The sequence below is a fragment of the uncultured Jatrophihabitans sp. genome (assembly GCF_964251945.1).
Classification (GTDB): domain Bacteria; phylum Actinomycetota; class Actinomycetes; order Mycobacteriales; family Jatrophihabitantaceae; genus Jatrophihabitans.
The window spans coordinates 280,253-297,533 of record NZ_CAXULP010000001.1 but is presented as its reverse complement, the minus strand read 5'-3'; the positions used below and the strand labels follow the sequence as shown (position 1 = coordinate 297,533).

The window sequence follows — 17,281 nt, the reverse complement described above, 5'->3', positions numbered from 1 at the left end:
GGCCCCGCAGCCTGACCGAGCTGGTGACCGAGGTCGCCACTTCGCTGATGACCGTCAGCCCGTCGACCCTGGTCGAGACCTGCCAACTGGTACTGCGACGCCTGACGTCGCACTTCGACGTCGACGTCAGCTACGTACGCCGCAACGACCACGAACTAGGCGCGACGATTCTGCTGGCGGAGTGGCCGCCGCGGACCGAGGTGCCAGATCCCGACCCCCTCGGCGTGATCTTCTTTGCTGACAGCGACCCCGTGTTCGCCGCGCTCGAGGACTTGACCGAGGTCTTGATCGTCCGCCCCGACGTGAAGACCACGAGCTACCAGGAGCGAGTTCGTGCGGCGTCCGGCGTCCTCGGGGTGTCAGCGGTGACCGTTCCCATGTTGGGGCGAGACATGACGACGGGGGTGCTCGGCCTGCTCAAGTACGGGGACCGCGAATGGACTCCGACTGAGATCACCGCACTCACCGCCATGGCCGCCCTGCTTGCCCAGGCGTTGTCACGCGTGACCGCCGAGGCGCAGTTGCGCTACCTCGCCTATCACGACGAGTTGACCGGCCTCTACAACCGGCGTGCCCTGCTCGACCACCTAGGGGACCGGCTCGGACCGGGCGCGCAAAATCCGGTCGTGGTGCTGTTCCTGGACCTGGACCGGCTCAAGGCGATGAACGACCTTCTCGGGCATACCGCTGGCGATCAGTTCCTGCAGAGCGTGGCGCAACGTCTGCAGGAGACCGCAGGGCCGACTGACTTCCTAGCTCGCTTCGGCGGCGACGAACTGGTCGTCGTGTTGGGTTCGCCGACCGAACCCGACGCCGCGCTGGACACGGCCGAGCGAATTCGGCACGTCGTGAACGCGCCCGTGAGCCTGGGCGACAACGAGGTCTCCAGAACGGTCAGCGTGGGCGTGGCCGTCTGCCGACCGGGGGACCAGACCGTTTCGGGCCTGCTCGCCCAGGCCGCTCAGGCCGCAATCGCGGCCAAGACCGCGGGCGGCAACCAGATCCTCGCCTTCACCGAGCAGATGCGCGTCGACAACGACGAACGTGCCGATGTGGAACTCCACCTGCGCGATGCGATCGCGCACGGCGAACTCAGGCTGCACTACCAGCCGCAGATCGACCTCGTGACGGGAAAACTGATCGGCGCCGAAGCGCTGGTCCGCTGGCACCACCCCACGCGCGGCCTGTTGCCTCCCGCTTCCTTCGTCGAGATCGCCGAACTGACGAACCTGTCCGGCGAATTGGGCCGATGGGTCTTGGACTCCGCGTGCGCGCAACTCGCACAGTGGCAACGGAAGTACGACCTGACTGGGTTTTGTCTTGGCGTCAACGTCAGCGCGGCCCAGCTCATCACCGTCGACCTCGCCGCGGATGTGGCCGCGACGCTTCAGCGGCACTCCGTCGACGCGCGCAATGTCACCCTGGAGATCACCGAGACCGCGGTGGTCGCCGACATCGGCCGCGCTCGGGAGACCCTGCTGGCGCTGACTGATCTCGGCGTTCACCTGGCCATCGACGACTTCGGGACCGGTTACAGCTCGTTCGCCCAGCTCAAGACGTTGCCAGTCGAGACCTTGAAGATCGACCGCGGTTTTGTCACCAACCTGGTCCAGAACCGTGACGACCAGGCGATCGTCCGCTCGATCATCCAGCTGGCCACGTCGTTCGGGCTGCAGACGATGGCCGAGGGCGTCGAGACCCCGGAGGTGGCGGCAGCGCTGATCGAGCTCGACTGCCACCAGGCGCAGGGTTACCTCATCGGCCGGCCGGCCCCGGCGCTCGACCTGGCCGGCTTTCTGCAACGCGAGCGATGCCGCCCGGATCCTGTGGCGCCTGCAGACGACCGGCCGGCCCTGACCTCGATCCGTGGACGGTTGGCTGATCGGTCGGCGGGTTAGTCGTCCGGCTCAGCAGCGGTGCTGGTGTTCCGACTTACTGTGGGCGTCTGCCGGACGCGCGTCAGGGGCCTTCATTGTTCACCTTGGTCATCATCGGGCTGGCGGCCGGGCTGATCACGAGCATCTCGCCGTGCGTCTTGCCGGTGCTGCCGATCGTCCTGACCGCGCGGGCCGGCGATCGCACGAACCACGCCACCGACGACGGCGGCGACCTGCGGTCATCGCGGTCGTCGCGGTCCTGGCGGCCGGTGTGGGTGGTGGTCGGGCTCGTGGTCAGCTTCTGCCTGTCGACGCTGCTCGGCTCGCTCGTGCTCAGCGCGCTCGGGTTGCCGCAGGATCTGCTGCGCGATCTCGGCATCGCGGTGCTCATCATCATCGGCGTCACGCTGCTCGTCCCGCAGGCAGCCGACCTCGTCGAGCGACCGTTCCGACGGCTCGTGCCGCGCTCGGCGCGGGCGCCGCGCGGCAACGGCGTCGTCCTCGGCTTCGGTCTGGGCCTGCTGTATGTCCCGTGCGCCGGCCCGGTCCTGGCCACCATCGCGGTCGTCGGGGCTACTCACCACATCGGCTGGCGAGCGGTGCTGCTGACCGCGGCCTTCGGCGTCGGAGCGGGCATCCCGCTGCTGATCGTCGCGCTCGCCGGGGCCGCCATCACCACCCGCGTGAGCGCACTGCGCCGGCGGGCGCGCGGCCTGCGGATGGGCAGCGGCGCGCTCATGCTCGTGCTCGCCGTCCTGCTCGCGTTCAATCTCACCGACGCCCTGCAACGCGACGTCACCGGCTACCCGGCGGCGCTGCAGAACAGCGTCGAGGGCGGCGCGCAGGCCCGGGCCGCGCTGCGGCAAGTCACCTCGTCAGCGGGCGGGACGAAGACCCGGGCGGCGGCGGGAAACCTAGGCGGCGCCTGCAGCCCGGGCGGCACGGCGCTGGAGAACTGCGGCCGGGCGCCTGCCATCACCGGCATCTCCAGCTGGCTGAACACCAGCGGCGACCGGCCGCTGTCGCTGGCGTCGCTGCGCGGCAAGGTCGTGCTGATCGACTTCTGGACCTACAGCTGCATCAACTGCCAGCGCACCCTGCCACACGTCGAGAGCTGGTACCGCGACTACGCGCGAGCCGGGCTCGTGGTCATCGGCGTGCACACTCCGGAGTTCGCGTTCGAGCACGTCCGCTCCAACGTGGCGGACCAGGCCGCCGCGCTCGGGGTCAAATATCCGATCGCCATCGACAACGACTACGCGACGTGGAACGCCTATCAGAACGAGTACTGGCCGGCCGAGTACCTCGTTGACGCGACGGGCGTGATCCGACACGTGTCCTTCGGCGAGGGCGAGTACGGCGCCACCGAGTCACTGATCCGCCAGCTGCTCCGTCAGGCGAACCCGAAGACGACGCTGGCCCCGTCGACGGACGTTCCGACCGCCAGCCTGGACGACGACCAGACGCCGGAGACCTACCTCGGCTACCGGTACGCGCCGCTGCGCACGACGTCCGGCCTCACGATCACCGGGACCCGGCCCACGACCTACGACTTCCCCGCCCACCTCGATGCCGATCGTTTCGCGCTCGCCGGCCGGTGGACGCAGGACCCCGAGACGCTCACCGCCGACGCCGACGCGCGCCTCGAGCTGAGCTACCTGGCCCGGCACGTGTACCTCGTGCTCGGCGGGTCCGGCAGCGTCACGGCCTCGATCGACGGCCGGAGCACACGCTCGATCGCCGTGTCCGGCGTGCCCAGGCTCTACCCGCTCGCGAGCTCGCCAGCCTCGACCCGACACGTGCTCACCCTCAGCGCCAGTCCAGGTGTCCAGGCATACGACTTCACCTTCGGCTGAACTGACTGAGTGGCAGTGACCGTCGGTTCGGGTGCCGGCTGATCGGGGTAGGTCGCCTATGCCAGGGAGCGGGTCCATCGCTCGCGGCGCTTGTCGAAGGAGAAGGATGATGGCTTCGAGCACCGTGTCGCGGTCTCTGCACGATGTGGGTCTTGCTGCATGGTTCGGCGGGACGTTGGCCAACGCGGTCGCGCTGAACACCGCGTCTGGGCACACTTCGAACCCAGCGGACAGCGGACGGGTGGCAAACATCGGGTGGGATCGATGGACGCCGGTCAACGCCGCCGCGATCGCGATCCACCTGGCCGGATCGATCGGTCAGCTCAGCGCCAACAAGTCTCGACTGGCCGGGCAGTCCGGGGTCGGCACGATGGCGATCGTGAAGACCGGCGTGACGGCAGCCGCGCTCGGCGTGACGGCGTACAGCCGGCTGCTCGGCAAGAAGGTTTCCGCCCACACGGACGTCCCGGTGAATGATGCGACCACTCCGGCGCAGTCGACACCGCCCGACGTCGCAGCCGCGCAGAAGCAGCTGGCCCTGCTGCAGTGGGCGGCGCCGGCGCTGACCGGAACGCTGGTCGTCATCAGCTCCTTCGCCGGCGAGCAACAGCGTCCGACCAACGTTCTACGCAGCCTGCTCAGAAGTTAGCCACAACTTCAAACTTCGGATCGGTCACCGCGCCAGAACGGCCAGCCCGCTGTGGTATCTATTGCGCCCTCCGGACTCTTGAGGGGGCTATGGCGTCGCTCATTATCGGTGCCGTGCCGATCCACGGGCACGTCATGCCACTCGTGGCCGTTGCCCGCCACTTCGCCGAACGTGGGGACCGAGTCAGGTTTCTCACCGGCTCTCGTTTCGCCGCGGTCGTGGAAGCTGCCGGCGCTCAGCACGTGCCGCTCCCCTCGGAGGCGGACTTCGACGATCGACAGGACTGGAACCTGACATTCCCTGCTCGGGTGGGGCTCAAGGGGGTAAAGGCGATCGCGTTCGATGTGGAGCACATTTTCGTCCGTCCCGGGCGCAGCCATCACGACGCGGTCATGGCTCTGCACACCGATGAGCCGGCCGACGCCGTGCTCACGGACAGCGCCTTCGCGGGCGGCGCGTTTCTGCTCGGGAATCCTATCGGCGTGCGGCCGCCCGTCGTCGCGTGCGGCGTGGTTCCACTGGGAATCGCGAGCCGCGACACCGCGCCCTATGGCATGGGACTGACTCCGCTGCGCGGTCCCGTCGGCCGAGTCCGAAACGCACTGCTGAATGGACTCGCTGCCCGCACCGTGTTTCCGCGCCCGGAGCGAAAGGCCAACGAGATCGGCCGCGAGCTGTTCGGACGGCCATTGCCGTTCCCAGCTATGGACTGGCCTCGACACGCTGACTTGATCGCTCAGTTCACCGTCCCGGAATTCGAGTACCCCCGTAGCGATGCGCCCGCCCATTTGCACTTCGTCGGCCCCGTTTCCGCCTCTGGGTCGCAGGCCTCGCTGCCGCCGTGGTGGGACGAGATCTCCGGGCCGCGGCCGATCGTCCACGTCACCCAAGGCACGATCGCGAACCGCGATTACCGCCAGATCATCGCCCCGACGTTGGAAGCACTCGCCGAAGACGACGTGAGCGTGGTGGTGTCCACCGGCGGACGCCCGCTTGACACTCTTCCGCCGTTGCCGGCCAACGCGCGCGCCGCGGAATACCTGCCTTACGACGCGCTGCTGCCCAAGACCGCCGTCTACGTCACCAACGGCGGCTATGGCGGGGTCCAGTACGCGCTGCGTTATGGCGTCCCGATCGTCACGAGCAGCGGTCAGGAAGACAAGCCCGAGGTGGCCGCCCGGATCGCTTGGTCAGGCGTCGGGGTTCGCCTCAAGATGGAGAGACCGTCACCTGCCGCCGTCGGCGAGGCGGTGCGCTCGGTACTGGACGGCCCCGCCTTCCGCGCCAACGCACAAGACATCGCCGCGAGCATGAGCAACGCCGGGGGCCTCCCCCAGCTTGCCCAACTCGTCGACCAACTTGCCTAGAATCTGCCTGGCAGCGCAGCCCTCATCGACGCGATCCAGATCGTTGGGCCGTGCCACCTACGCCCCCGCCTACCAACTCCTCGGCCGCACCGCCGCCTCCAGACGACCGAAGATCAAGATGCGATTCACTCAGACGCTGATGCCGCAGTTCCGCGTTCGACGACGCCCGACTCTTGCCGATGAGCGTCGCTCGCGGCGTCCGACCTATGTCGAGCTATATCGGAAGTCGTTTACGGTCTGATCATGTCCAAGAAGTCTCGGCGGCCCCGGCGTGGTGGGCCACAGATGGTGCACCGATCCGGTTCACTGACTCATCCACGAGCGCTATTGCGCCGAGGCGTGGTCCGTCCTTCGCGAGAACTGGCGGGCTTCTTGCTGCTGTCGGCAGAGCAGGCGTGTCTTTTCAAAGCGATCCGCGAGGGGCGACGTACCGTCATGGCGTGGCGACACCGGCTTTCTGGGCTAGACGCGTCAGCGAACTCACCGAGGTCCTGGCGGATCACGCGTACGACTACGCAGACTTCGATGCCGAGCTTCTTGGCGCTCGACATGCTGTGGACATTGCCGCTTGGGAGGTGGAGGGCACCGAACTCCGACTGTCCGTCAAGGCAACTACCAAGTTGAGCTATCCGACGCCAGGCGAGACGTTTGCCGCCGCTTCCGAGCTTCTCGATCGGATCGTTTCCGCTGGCGACGGTTTGTGGCGACCCGCAGTCAGAACGAGTGTCGAGGTCCACTCGGTGGATTCTGCTGGGGAGCTGGCGGATGACGATCCGGATGATCAAGTCATTGAGGAGTGGTTCGGCTTAGTCTCGGTGAACCTTCTTCCGCCAGTCAGCTAGGCGCGAAGAGCTTCCTCCCGAAGCGCGCGATCAGCGACCGCTGTCTAATGCGGTCTGCTTGTCTTCTGGGTTGTCTTCGTGGCCGTCGGCTTCATGTCTGCTCAGCTCATGGGCTGGTCGTTGCGGCGACGCTCGTGGCGCGTCCACGCCCGCCTGCGCTTCGTTGCCCAGGCGGACCGTCAGGTAGTGGCACGTCGGATAGGCAATGTGGTGGCGGCAAGGCGGGGCTGGCGGATCACGTCTGAAAGCACCCCCGAGCGCGTCATAGTCCGCTGCCGGACGACACTTTCGAGTGGGTGACGGAGTTGGTGCTCGACCTGGACGATCAAGCGGACGGCGTGACCAGAATCGACGCCTCGGAAGGTCCCCTCAGTCGACCGACTGGGGGGACAGCAGCAGAGCACTCAAGCGCCTAGCCGAGTCGATCGACCCTCAGCGCCTCCCTGACTGACCTTGCGCGCACCGCGCCGGATGTCGCCCGGTCTATGTCCACCGGCTTGTCGGCGATGCGCGGTGGCACCAACAGTGCGGGCGGCGTCGCCTCGGCGGTCTCCAGGCGGTAGCGCTCTATGCGGCTATGAGAGCGCGGTAGCGCTCAGTGCGGCAGAAGCGGTTGTTTCCCACTGGTGCCCTCCGGCACACTGGGCGGATCCCGACAACAGGTGCTCCGGGGCACCCGAGGCGCAAGCCGAACCGGCACGAGTAAAGGGCAGAGACGGGAGACCTGTCGCGAGACCTGCGATCGAGGTCCCTCGTAGTCCGTGCCGGACCCTGGGTTCCTCGCCCGGTGGCGTTAACGCGGCGCGTCCGGTGTCGCATAATCACGATCATGCAACTGGTCCAGCGGGTCGAGGATGGCCGCCGGGTTCGCGTCATCGAGTGGGACGAAAGCTCATCGACCGACCTAAGCGCCGTCGTTGCGCTGCTCGTTGTCACCGTGATTTGCCCGATTGCGATCGTCGGCGTTACTCAGACCACGAGTTGGGTTCGTGCGCTGCTCGTGGTCCTCGCAGTGCTCTCCGGGCTGGTTTGGGCCGTCCTGGCAGGAACGTTCTTAGTCGTCGCGGTCGTAGTCACCGCGTTCCGAGCCCACCGCATCACGCGTGCTGTGGACGCACTGCTGACGGTGGCCAGCGCCTGCCTCGGCGGCGTCGTTGGGCTGGAGACCTATGAGTCCGGCCCTGGTGCTCTGTTTCTCGGACCTGCGATCGCCGCAATTGTTATCGGCGTGGTGTGGTCGCGGCTGCCGTCTCGCGTCGGTCGTATCCGACTCGTTGCACTCGCTCTGCTGGGAGCTGCGGCCGCCATTGCGGTCGGGTCGACGATTTTCCTCTAACCGCTCATCGGCAGAGTCGCCGGTTCGCGACACATGGGGTTAGTGCCGCAGGCACATCGATATGCAGAGGACGTCAGTAGTCGTTGGGCTGCGCGACCGTGTGCCCATGCGCGTCGACGAAGCGCGCGTCAATGACGCAGTCGAGTGCGCCGGCGGGCACGACGGTGGTGAACCACCCCATCCCGTGCGGCGGGAGCCAATCAGGCATGCGGTGGGAGATGGTCACCACTGTTCGTGGCACAGTGCTCGAGCGGCACTGGGAGTCGATGGGCGGGCTTGTCAGCACGACGCGCACTGCTCCGGCCGGTGAAGGCCCGTAGGCGAGAACGGTGCCGTCTCTGGTTTCGGTGGTGTCGATGGGTTCGGTGCCACGACCTTCGTCATTGACCTGGTTGGATCCGAAACCACAGCCCTGATCCTGTAAGCCGGCGTACGGATGCCACCGCATCCACATGCACAGCTGCCCTTCGGCGTTTTGCGACGCGACCAATGTCCAGGTGTTGGCGCCGACAGCGCCGTGTCCAATGGGTTCCGAATGGCTGTAGTGCCCGGCCGCGATCGGGTAGGTGTTCTCCTGATAACCGGAATGCGCACACGCGACCAGCAACATCGCGCTGGCCGCTGCCGCTGTCGTTCCGAATGGGCGCGCCAGCAGCCGGCTCTTCAGCGCGCTTGCCGCGGCCGCGGTACTCATCACGCACAGATTATGCGGCCCCTCCGTCCCCTGCGGCGGGCTTCCGCCCGTTGTCCAGCCGTCCGCCGTCCGGCCTGTTTTTGGCCGCTCCGCGCACTTTCCGTGGCTTGAACCGAACGCTGCGCCGCCCGAGCGCTTCGCGGCCTGAGAGCCTGCCACGGCGGGCTCGTAACGGTCGGGTATGTACATCTCGGCGTGGCGTGGATGGACCCGCAGTGGCCTGAGCGCGACCGTCAGCACCGCGACAAGCTCAAAGCGGAAGGGCGACCGCTGCCGTCAGACACACCGCCAACCGCCGCGCGACCAGCGTTGGCCTGGTCATTTTCAGGTATCACGTTCGCCGTACTTCTCCTCTCGGTAATCGTGTACGTCGGCGCCCGCTAGCTCGTGGCAGGCCGCGCTGCCAGAGTCGCCCGGTCCGCGGCAGGAGAGGGCGTTCATGTCCAGCGTCGTGGATGCCCAACGACCTCGGCGTACACGGCCTCTGCGCTCGGGTCACGATCGAAGAACGCCTCCCAGAATCCTTGTCGCAAGAATTGGGGTGGACCGATGGTCACGCTGCCGCTATCGAGAAGCTCAACCTGCCAGCTAGGAGGCAGGTGACTGTTGACGAGGACGAAGCACCGCGAGTCGAACAGAGCCGGTGTGCCGTCGTCGCCTTCGATGCGAAGCCAATTGTGTCCGCCCGGGTCCGCCCCGACCTCCTGCACCTCATAGACGCGGCCATCAGTGAGAGCATCGCCGCCCCCGCCGTCGGCGGACCGCTCGGGGTACCGAACGGCAAGGTACTGAGCCTCCACAAGCTGCCTCCTTGGCGTTGATGTCCTACCGCGTACAGGGCAGGGAAGAAGACTAAGCGAACCTGCCGCCCATGCCAGGCGGTCATCGGCTAGAAGAGCGCGTTTGATCTTGACGGTGAAGGAGGGGTGCAGTCCGTCAATGTGCCCCCAAGGGGATCGCCGAACGGCGACGATTCGCTCGGTCACGGCCCAACGCAGTTCGGGTGCCACCCAATCCGGTAGAACCGCCCGGTGAAGATCTCCGACCGGGCACCCTTTGCGGGACGCGTATCCGCACGACTCCGCTGAGGCGGACGAGATGTCGTGTGCTCGGCGATGCGAACGAACTGAGCGTAGACGCATCGCCATCAACGCGGGAGGACCTAACGGAAGTGGATCTCCGTCGGGCAAACACTGGACAACCGGACGTCCATCAATAGTGGCTTTCAGCCAACGCCGTCAAACGCTGAATCCCCTACAAGGCAAGGCTTTCAGCGTCCTTCATCGCCTCTCAATCACCCTCCTCTCGCTTTCCGGAGGCGCGGATTTGAAGGACGAGGTTTCCGACAGCGAGTGTCAGCAGTCGGATCTACGATCGTGCGGCGCATCTCGGCGTAGAACGTCAGCCGGCAGGGCGACCTCACGTGGCCAATATCCAAGAGCGGCCGAACGGCACGTGGCGAGCTCGCTACCGCGACAGCGCCGGCGCCGGCGCGGAGCACTCCCGCCATTTCGCTCGGAGGGTCGATGCCCAGGCGTGGCTGGACGGGGTCACCACGGCAGTTCAGACCGGTGCGTACGTCGACCCCGCGCGGTCTCGGATGACTGTCGGCACGTTGGCTGATCAATGGTTATCGGGCAAGGTCAACCTGAAGCCGTCGACGTCGGCGCTCTACGAGTCCATACTCTCGACGCATGTCCTTCCGCGTTGGCGCGAAGTCCCGCTTACGCGAGTCGAGCACGGTGACGTCCAGGCCTGGGTCGCGAGGCTGGCCACGTCCGGCTTGTCGGCCAGCCATGTACGCGACGTCGTGGGGTGCTGGCCGGCGTCCTCGGCCTAGCCGTGCGGGATCGACGACTGCCTTCGAACCCGGCCCTCGGCACCGACCTGCCTCGCATCCAGAAGCGCCGGCGTCGGTACCTCGCGGCGCACGAAGTCGAGTCGCTCGCCGCCGCGGCCGGCCCGGACGGACGACTTGTCATCCTCGTGCTCGCCTATTGCGGGCTTCGTTGGTGTGAACTCGCCGCGCTGCGCGTTGGCTCGATCGACTTCCTGCGGAGGCGGCTGTTCATCTCCGAGTCGATGACCGAGGTCCACGGTCGCCTCGTCTGGGGAACCCCGAAGTCGTACGAAGCTCGGTCGGTGCGCATCCCCGGACTGATCGACGACCTCGCCGCGCAGGTCGCTGACAAGAAACGTGACGACCTCGTCTTCACGACCGCAACCGGTTCGCCGCTTCGCAACCGCAACGCTCGTCGCGCCTGGTTCGACGCGGCGGCGGCTGAGATCGGCGCGGCGGGCCTGACGCAGCACGAACTGCGGCACACGGCGGCTTCTCTCGCGGTCAGCGCGGGAGCGAACGTCAGGCGGTGCAGTCGATGCTCGGTCACGCGTGCGCGGCGATGACGCTGGACACCTCCGCCGATCGATTTGACGACGATCTCGACCTGCAGTCCAGCAATCCAGGGGGTGTCGACGGTGGGCGTTGCTGGGATCGAACCAGCGACCGCTCGGGTGTAAACCGAGTGCTCTTCCGCTGAGCTAAACGCCCGTCAGCGCGCCAGGGTAGCGACTCATCGACGGTCCGCGCCGCGCTCGTCCGGCCGTGCGACGTCGCCTGCGATCGTCCGCCGCGGGGGCGGCGCGGGAAGCTCGGCCGTCGGGGCATTCGGGTTTCGGCCGTCGTCGGTCCGCTCCCCGTCCGCGACCAATTCGCCGTCGGCCAGCGCGAGCTGCCAGAGGTAGTCGTTGTAGCTGCCGTGATAGGTGTCCGGGCTGCGGTGCAGGGTCGTGGCGCTGTTTCGCGTCGGCGGCTCGACCGGCACGTCGGGCCGGACACGACGCGGCCCGCGCGGCGGCGCCGGCTCCTCCGCCGCCACAGGGGAGCCCGCCACAGGGGCGGCCGTAGGAGTGCTCCCCGGGCCGAGGGAAAGCCCGTACCGGTCGGCCAGCCGCGCGGCCCGCTGCCGTCGTTGCGGACTGACCTCACCGGCGACCGTCACCGCGCCCGAGCCGCGCACTGCCAGCGAAACGCCGCCACCGCCGCCGCCGCCGCCGCCACCGCCGCCGCCGAGCGCGCTGAGCGCGGCGAGGCGCCTGCCGTCCAGGTCGAACTCGCCGGCGTCCGGGTCGACACCGAGGAATCGGCGGTGCGCCTCGCGGATCTCCGCGCGGGCGAACAGGAACGGCGCGAGCAGCGCGAGCAGCGCGAAGACGTACCACTGCACCACGTAGGACACCAGCTGCCACTCGCTCGCCCCGCCGGTCGGGTTGCCGAGCCCGGGTGCGGGCAGGGCGCGCAACCCGGTGGCGCCCGGTTGGCCGGCGCGCAGCGTCAGGTAGGTCTGGTACACCGGCGCGCCGAGCCGCGCCGCCTCGACCGTCGGGACGATCGAGGTGATCTCGCCGTCGCCGAGCCCCTGCGACCCGTCGTCCCCGCCCGCCGGAGCAGTCTGCAGCCGACCGGCCAGGCGCACCGCTCCAGCCGGTGGCGCCGACACCGTTGCGGGCCGGGCGCCGGCCGAGTCCGCAGGCACGAACCCACGCACGACCAGCAGGACGCCCGACGGCGTCCGCAACGGGGTCAGCACCCAGAAGCCCTGCCGGCCGCCCTGCGCCTGGTTGCCGACATAGCGCTGCCCGCCTAGGTCGTAGCGGCCAATGATCGTGACGGTCCGGAAGCGGATGGCCGTCGCCGCCGGCGGGGCACCGCGGTCGGTGAGCGGCACGAGCGCCGGCGTCAGCGGCGCGGTCGACGCGCGCGCGTTCGCGAGCAACGCGGCGTTGTCCGCCCGCTTCTCGTGCAGCCGGTGCAGCTCGAACGTGCCGGCCAAGACGCACACCGCCGCGAGCACCGCCATAAACACCGCGATGGCGGCGTATCGCCGCTGGCGCAGCGTCCAGACGGCGGCGCGCAGCACGACGCCAGGGTACGCGGCGGGGGCCGCCGGAGCGCGCCTCGTAGCGGCCCTGCTCAGCCGGCCGAGAGGTCCTTGATGGCTGCCTGCCAGACGGCCGGATCGCGACCCTCGCCAGGGCCGTTCAGCTCGGCGAAGCGGATCACGCCGTGCTTGTCCGCGAGGAACGTGCCGCGGTTCGCGATGCCGGCCGTCTCGTTGAACGAGCCGTACGCCTGCGCGACCGCGCCGTGCGGCCAGAAGTCCGACAGCAGCGGGAAGTCGTAGCCCTCGCGCTCGGCGAAGATCTTGTGCGAGTACGCGGAGTCGACGCTGACGGTGACCACCTGGACGTCGTCGTTCTGGAACGTCGCCAGCTCGTCCTGCACCCGGGTCAGCTCGCCGGTGCAGATGCCGGTGAACGCGGCCGGGTAGAACACGATCAACACCGCCTTCTCACCGCGGAAGTCGGCGAGGCTGACCTCCTCGTTGTTCTGGTCGGGCAGCGTGAATTCCGGCGCGCTGTCGCCAACGGCGAGCTGTGGGGTCACTTCTTGCCTCCGGAGGTCTTGCGGCCGACCAGCCGAGCGGCCGACCAGTCATTGCCTATCGTGGTGATCGAGGTCTGCGAGAGCCCGGCGATCGACGCGGCCTCGGCGATGTCCGACGGCTCGACGTAGTCGTCGCGGCCGCGTTTGGGCGTCAGCAGCCAGATGTAGCCGTCGTCGGCCAGCGGCGCGATCGAGTCTACGAGCAGGTCGACCAGGTCGCCGTCGCCTTCGCGATACCACAGGAGCACCATGTCGACGACCTCGTCCGTGTCCTCGTCGACCATGTCGTCGCCGATGACGTCGGCGATGCTGTCCCGCAGCTCGTCGTCGCAGTCGTCGTCGTAGCCGGACTCCATCACGATCATGCCGGGCTGCAGTCCCATGCGCTCGGCTGTCCCCGTCCCGGACGGGGGGGTCGGGCTCACAACGTCATCCTCCTCGCGCTTGTTGCGCTCCATTGTGGCGCGTTCCATCGTGCGGCGCCGACCGACAACTGGCCAGCAGCCCGACCCTAGCGGCTCCGCAGGGTGTTGACTGGACCGCACACGAACGCCACAAGCTTCGGACGTTAAGGAGTTCGGCCGTGACCCACGACCGGTTCAGCATCATCACCGACGGCCTACCCAGCCAGTTGCCCGACATCGACCCGGACGAGACCCGGGAGTGGGTCGAGTCCCTCGACGCCGCGATCGACTCCGACGGCCGGCAGCGGGCGCGCTTCTTGATGTTGAAGCTGCTCGAGCGCGCCCGGGAGCGGCAGGTCGGCGTGCCGGCGCTGCGCAGCACCGACTACATCAACTCCATCCCGCCCGAGCGCGAGCCCTGGTTCCCGGGCGATGAGGACATCGAGCGCCGCATCCGCGCCTACGTCCGGTGGAACGCCGCCATCATGGTGTCGCGCGCGAACAAGACCGTCGGCGTCGGCGGGCACATCGCGACCTACGCCTCGGCCGCGTCACTCTACGAGGTGGGCTTCAACCACTTCTTCCGCGGCAAGGACAACGCCAACTCCCGCGGCGAGCCGACCCCCGGCGACCAGGTGTACTTCCAGGGACACGCGGCCCCGGGCATCTACGCGCGGGCGTACCTCGAGGGCCGGCTGACCGAGCAACATCTCGACGGCTTCCGGCAGGAGCGCTCGCAGGCGCCGCACGGGCTCTCGTCCTACCCGCACCCGCGGCTGATGCCGTCGTTCTGGGAGTTCCCGACGGTCTCGATGGGCCTCGGCCCGATCAGCGCGATCTACCAGGCGCGGTTCAACCGCTACCTGCACGCCCGCGGCCTGGCCGACACCGCCAACTCCCACGTCTGGGCGTTCCTCGGCGACGGCGAGATGGACGAGGTCGAGTCCCTCGGCGCGATCGGCGTGGCCGCCCGCGAGGAACTCGACAACCTCACGTTTGTCATCAACTGCAACCTGCAGCGATTGGACGGTCCGGTCCGCGGCAACGGCAAGATCATCCAAGAGCTCGAGTCCTACTTCCGCGGCGCCGGCTGGAACGTGCTCAAGGTCGTCTGGGGCCGCGACTGGGACTCGCTGCTGGCCCGCGACGGCGACGGCGCCCTCGTCAACCAGATGAACGCGACGCCGGACGGGCAGTACCAGACGTACACGGTCGAGAGCGGCGCCTACATTCGCGAGCACTTCTTCGGCGGCGACCCGCGGCTGCGCAAGATGGTCGAGGACAAGTCCGATGATGATCTCCGACGACTCAGCAGAGGCGGCCACGACTACCGCAAGGTGTACGCGGCGTTCGAGGCGGCGCGGGCGCACACCGGCCAGCCGACCGTGATCCTCGCCAAGACCGTCAAGGGCTGGACGCTGGAGTCTTTCGAAGGCCGCAACGCGACCCACCAGATGAAGAAGCTGTCGGGCGCCGACCTGAAGGCGTTCCGCGACCGGCTGTACCTGCCGATCACCGACAAGCAGCTCGAGGCGGACCTGCCGCCGTACTACCACCCGGGCGAGAAGTCGGACGAGATCTCCTACATGAAGGAACGGCGGGCCGCGCTCGGCGGCGCGCTGCCCAAGCGCGTCGTGCGCGCGAAGCCGCTGCCCGATCCGGGCGACAAGGTGTACGCGGAGTTCCGCGCCGGCTCGGGCAAGCAGCAGGTGGCCACGACCATGGCGACCGTCCGGCTGTTCAAGGACCTGATGAAGGACAAGGAGATCGGCAAGCGGTTCGTGCCGATCATCCCGGACGAGGCGCGCACCTTCGGCCTGGACGCGATCTTCCCGACGGCCAAGATCTACTCCCCGCACGGGCAGGAGTACGAGGCCGTCGACCGCGACATGCTGCTGTCCTACAAAGAGTCGACGACCGGCCAGATCCTGCATGAGGGGATCTCGGAGGCCGGCTCGATGGCCTCGCTGATCGCCGCGGGGACGGCGTACGCCACGCACTCGACGCCGATGATCCCGTTCTACATCTTCTACTCGATGTTCGGCTTCCAGCGGACCGGCGACCAGTTCTGGCAGCTTGCCGACCAGCTCGGGCGCGGGTTCGTGCTCGGCGCGACGGCGGGTCGGACGACGCTCACCGGCGAGGGCCTGCAGCACGCGGACGGCCACTCCCTGCTGCTCGCCTCGGCCAACCCGGCGTGCGTCGCGTACGACCCGGCGTGGGCTTTCGAGATAGCGCACATCGTCCGGGCTGGCCTGGCGCGGATGTTCGGCATCGGCGCGTTTTCCTCGCCCGCGGACGTCGAGCGGGACGTCTTCTACTACCTGACGATCTACAACGAGCCGATCGTGCAACCGAAGGAGCCGGAGAACCTCGACGTCGAAGGGCTGCTGCGCGGGATGTACCGCTACTCCCCCGGGCTCGAGGGCACCGGCCGGCCGCGGGCGCAGCTGCTCGCCTCCGGCGTGGCGATGCCGTGGGCGTTGGAGGCGCAGCGGATGCTCGGCGAGGAATGGGGCGTCGACGCCGACGTGTGGTCGGTGACATCGTGGAACGAGCTGCGCCGCGACGCGGTCGTCTGCGAGCAGGCGGCGCTGCTGAATCCCGACACCGGCGACGGGCCGGTGCCGTACGTGACGTCGCAGCTGGCCGACGCGCCCGGCCCCGTGGTCGCGGTGTCGGACTTCATGCGCGCCGTGCCCGACCAGATCGCGCGGTGGGTGCCGGGCGACTACACGTCTTTGGGGACGGACGGGTTCGGGTTCGCCGACACCCGCGGCGCGGCCCGGCGCTACTTCCACGTCGACGCGCAGTCGATCGTGGTGTCGGTGCTGGAGCAGCTGGCGAGGCGCGGCGAGGTCAAGCGAGAGGCGCCCCGCGAGGCGTTTGACAGCTACCAGCTCGACTCCATCACCGCCGCCGGCGCCGGCAACACCGAAGGCGCCGCCTAACCCTTCCGAACTTGTCCGCCGCAGTGGTCGTGATTCGGCGGCAAATCACGACCACTGCGGCGGACAAGTGGTCAGCGCAGCGCGGCTTCGAGGATCCGACGCGTCTGCGACCAACCGGTGGTCACGTCCTGCCACGTGACTCTCTCGACACGATTGCCCAGGCGACGAAGTCGTTGCTCCCGCTTCTTCTCCTTCCACCGCTCGTCGGCCGAGTACTTGAGACGGCCGTCGGCTTCCAGCACCAGCCGCTGGGCCGCCCAGTAGAAGTCGACGCGATCGTGGCCGAGCCAGACCTGGGGTTCGGGCGCAGGCAGACCGGCGTCGTGGATCGCAAGCCGGACAAGGGACTCGAGCGGTGACTCGGCGCGCGCATCGGCAAGCGACAGCACCTCGCGCGCCTGGCAGACGCCGGGCCACTGCCTCGCGAGGTCGAGGGCTCGGTTCATCTCGTCGAGATTCATCAGACGCTCATGCAGCGCCGCGTCAGCCGCCATAAGCCCGTCGCGTCGATTGCGGCGCGCGAGGTCGACAACTGTGCGAGCCACGTCCGCGAGGTCGACGCCGAACCACGACGTCATCTGCCACCTGTCCAGCGTTCCTGCGCGCAGCCAAACCTTGCTCCGGCGGCCCATGCCCGTCTCGTCCCGCGCGTTCAGCTCGGGGATGAGCGGCACGGCCAGCGTTGGCAGGCCGTGCATGATCGCGGCCGTCCGCCCGCTCACGGCGTCCGCCGGCCGGCGCAGGGTCGCAGCTGCGCCCGCCAGCGCATGCTGCCGGCGCGCCAGGGCGTGCTCGCCACCGACGACCGGCAACGCGGCGCGAAGGTCGATCGGCGCCACAACGCCACGGCTTACCTGC

Annotated in this window: 15 protein-coding genes and 1 tRNA gene; 10 read left to right on the top strand and 6 right to left on the bottom strand. The window is 68.3% G+C overall.

Annotated elements, in window-relative coordinates:
* Positions 1 to 47: 47 nt before the first annotated feature.
* From ACFFBG_RS01350 to ACFFBG_RS01325, 6 genes are all read left to right on the top strand, one after another.
* Entirely contained in the window at positions 48 to 1,898 is a 1,851-nt protein-coding gene (locus ACFFBG_RS01350) for a putative bifunctional diguanylate cyclase/phosphodiesterase (RefSeq protein WP_375476195.1), read from the top strand.
* Positions 1,899 to 1,972: 74 nt separating this feature from the next.
* On the top strand, positions 1,973 to 3,733 hold the full coding sequence (locus tag ACFFBG_RS01345) for a cytochrome c biogenesis protein DipZ (protein WP_375474829.1): 1,761 nt from the start codon (positions 1,973 to 1,975) through the stop codon (positions 3,731 to 3,733).
* A 109-nt stretch (positions 3,734 to 3,842) separates the two neighbouring features.
* On the top strand, positions 3,843 to 4,382 hold the full coding sequence (locus tag ACFFBG_RS01340) for a hypothetical protein (protein ID WP_375474827.1): 540 nt from the start codon (positions 3,843 to 3,845) through the stop codon (positions 4,380 to 4,382).
* A 113-nt stretch (positions 4,383 to 4,495) separates the two neighbouring features.
* A complete protein-coding gene (locus ACFFBG_RS01335) occupies positions 4,496 to 5,749 on the top strand; it encodes a glycosyltransferase (protein WP_375474825.1) in 1,254 nt (417 codons plus the stop codon).
* Positions 5,750 to 6,189: 440 nt separating this feature from the next.
* Complete coding sequence (locus ACFFBG_RS01330) at positions 6,190 to 6,591, top strand: hypothetical protein (protein ID WP_375474823.1); 402 nt, start codon at positions 6,190 to 6,192, stop codon at positions 6,589 to 6,591.
* Positions 6,592 to 7,420: 829 nt separating this feature from the next.
* Positions 7,421 to 7,927: a hypothetical protein gene (locus ACFFBG_RS01325; RefSeq protein ID WP_375474821.1), complete on the top strand. Its 507-nt coding sequence runs from the start codon at positions 7,421 to 7,423 to the stop codon at positions 7,925 to 7,927.
* A 73-nt stretch (positions 7,928 to 8,000) separates the two neighbouring features.
* Here the strand turns inward: ACFFBG_RS01325 and ACFFBG_RS01320 are convergent, their stop codons facing one another.
* Positions 8,001 to 8,861: a hypothetical protein gene (locus ACFFBG_RS01320; protein ID WP_375474819.1), complete on the bottom strand. Its 861-nt coding sequence runs from the start codon at positions 8,859 to 8,861 to the stop codon at positions 8,001 to 8,003.
* 215 nt (positions 8,862 to 9,076) lie between these two features.
* On the opposite strand from ACFFBG_RS01320, the gene ACFFBG_RS01315 reads away from it, so the two are divergent.
* The 3 genes from ACFFBG_RS01315 (at position 9,077) to ACFFBG_RS01305 (ending at position 11,027) form a co-directional block, all read left to right on the top strand.
* Positions 9,077 to 9,442: a hypothetical protein gene (locus tag ACFFBG_RS01315; protein ID WP_375474817.1), complete on the top strand. Its 366-nt coding sequence runs from the start codon at positions 9,077 to 9,079 to the stop codon at positions 9,440 to 9,442.
* A gap of 779 nt (positions 9,443 to 10,221) precedes the next feature.
* Positions 10,222 to 10,461, top strand: coding sequence for a hypothetical protein (locus ACFFBG_RS01310; protein WP_375474815.1), 240 nt, complete (start codon positions 10,222 to 10,224; stop codon positions 10,459 to 10,461).
* Positions 10,437 to 11,027 carry a tyrosine-type recombinase/integrase gene (locus tag ACFFBG_RS01305; RefSeq protein WP_375474813.1) on the top strand — a complete coding sequence of 197 codons (591 nt, stop codon included), beginning with the start codon at positions 10,437 to 10,439 and terminating at the stop codon, positions 11,025 to 11,027. The genes ACFFBG_RS01310 and ACFFBG_RS01305 overlap by 25 nt, the downstream gene beginning before the upstream one ends.
* Before the next feature lie 73 nt (positions 11,028 to 11,100).
* Here the strand turns inward: ACFFBG_RS01305 and ACFFBG_RS01300 are convergent.
* The 4 genes from ACFFBG_RS01300 to ACFFBG_RS01285 form a co-directional block, all read right to left on the bottom strand.
* Positions 11,101 to 11,172 (bottom strand) — tRNA-Val (locus ACFFBG_RS01300).
* 22 nt (positions 11,173 to 11,194) lie between these two features.
* Positions 11,195 to 12,541, bottom strand: coding sequence for an SURF1 family protein (locus tag ACFFBG_RS01295; protein ID WP_375474811.1), 1,347 nt, complete (start codon positions 12,539 to 12,541; stop codon positions 11,195 to 11,197).
* A gap of 53 nt (positions 12,542 to 12,594) precedes the next feature.
* Positions 12,595 to 13,068: a peroxiredoxin gene (locus ACFFBG_RS01290; RefSeq protein WP_375474809.1), complete on the bottom strand. Its 474-nt coding sequence runs from the start codon at positions 13,066 to 13,068 to the stop codon at positions 12,595 to 12,597.
* Complete coding sequence (locus ACFFBG_RS01285) at positions 13,065 to 13,451, bottom strand: DUF3052 domain-containing protein (RefSeq protein WP_375476193.1); 387 nt, start codon at positions 13,449 to 13,451, stop codon at positions 13,065 to 13,067. The genes ACFFBG_RS01290 and ACFFBG_RS01285 overlap by 4 nt, the downstream gene beginning before the upstream one ends.
* A gap of 200 nt (positions 13,452 to 13,651) precedes the next feature.
* Between ACFFBG_RS01285 and aceE the strand changes: the two genes are divergently transcribed.
* The gene (aceE, locus tag ACFFBG_RS01280; protein ID WP_375474807.1) at positions 13,652 to 16,423 is read left to right on the top strand and encodes a pyruvate dehydrogenase (acetyl-transferring), homodimeric type; all 2,772 of its coding nucleotides are present in this window, start codon (positions 13,652 to 13,654) and stop codon (positions 16,421 to 16,423) included.
* A gap of 71 nt (positions 16,424 to 16,494) precedes the next feature.
* Here the strand turns inward: aceE and ACFFBG_RS01275 are convergent, their stop codons facing one another.
* A complete protein-coding gene (locus tag ACFFBG_RS01275) occupies positions 16,495 to 17,262 on the bottom strand; it encodes an endonuclease domain-containing protein (RefSeq protein WP_375474805.1) in 768 nt (255 codons plus the stop codon).
* Between the last annotated feature and the right edge of the window lie 19 nt (positions 17,263 to 17,281).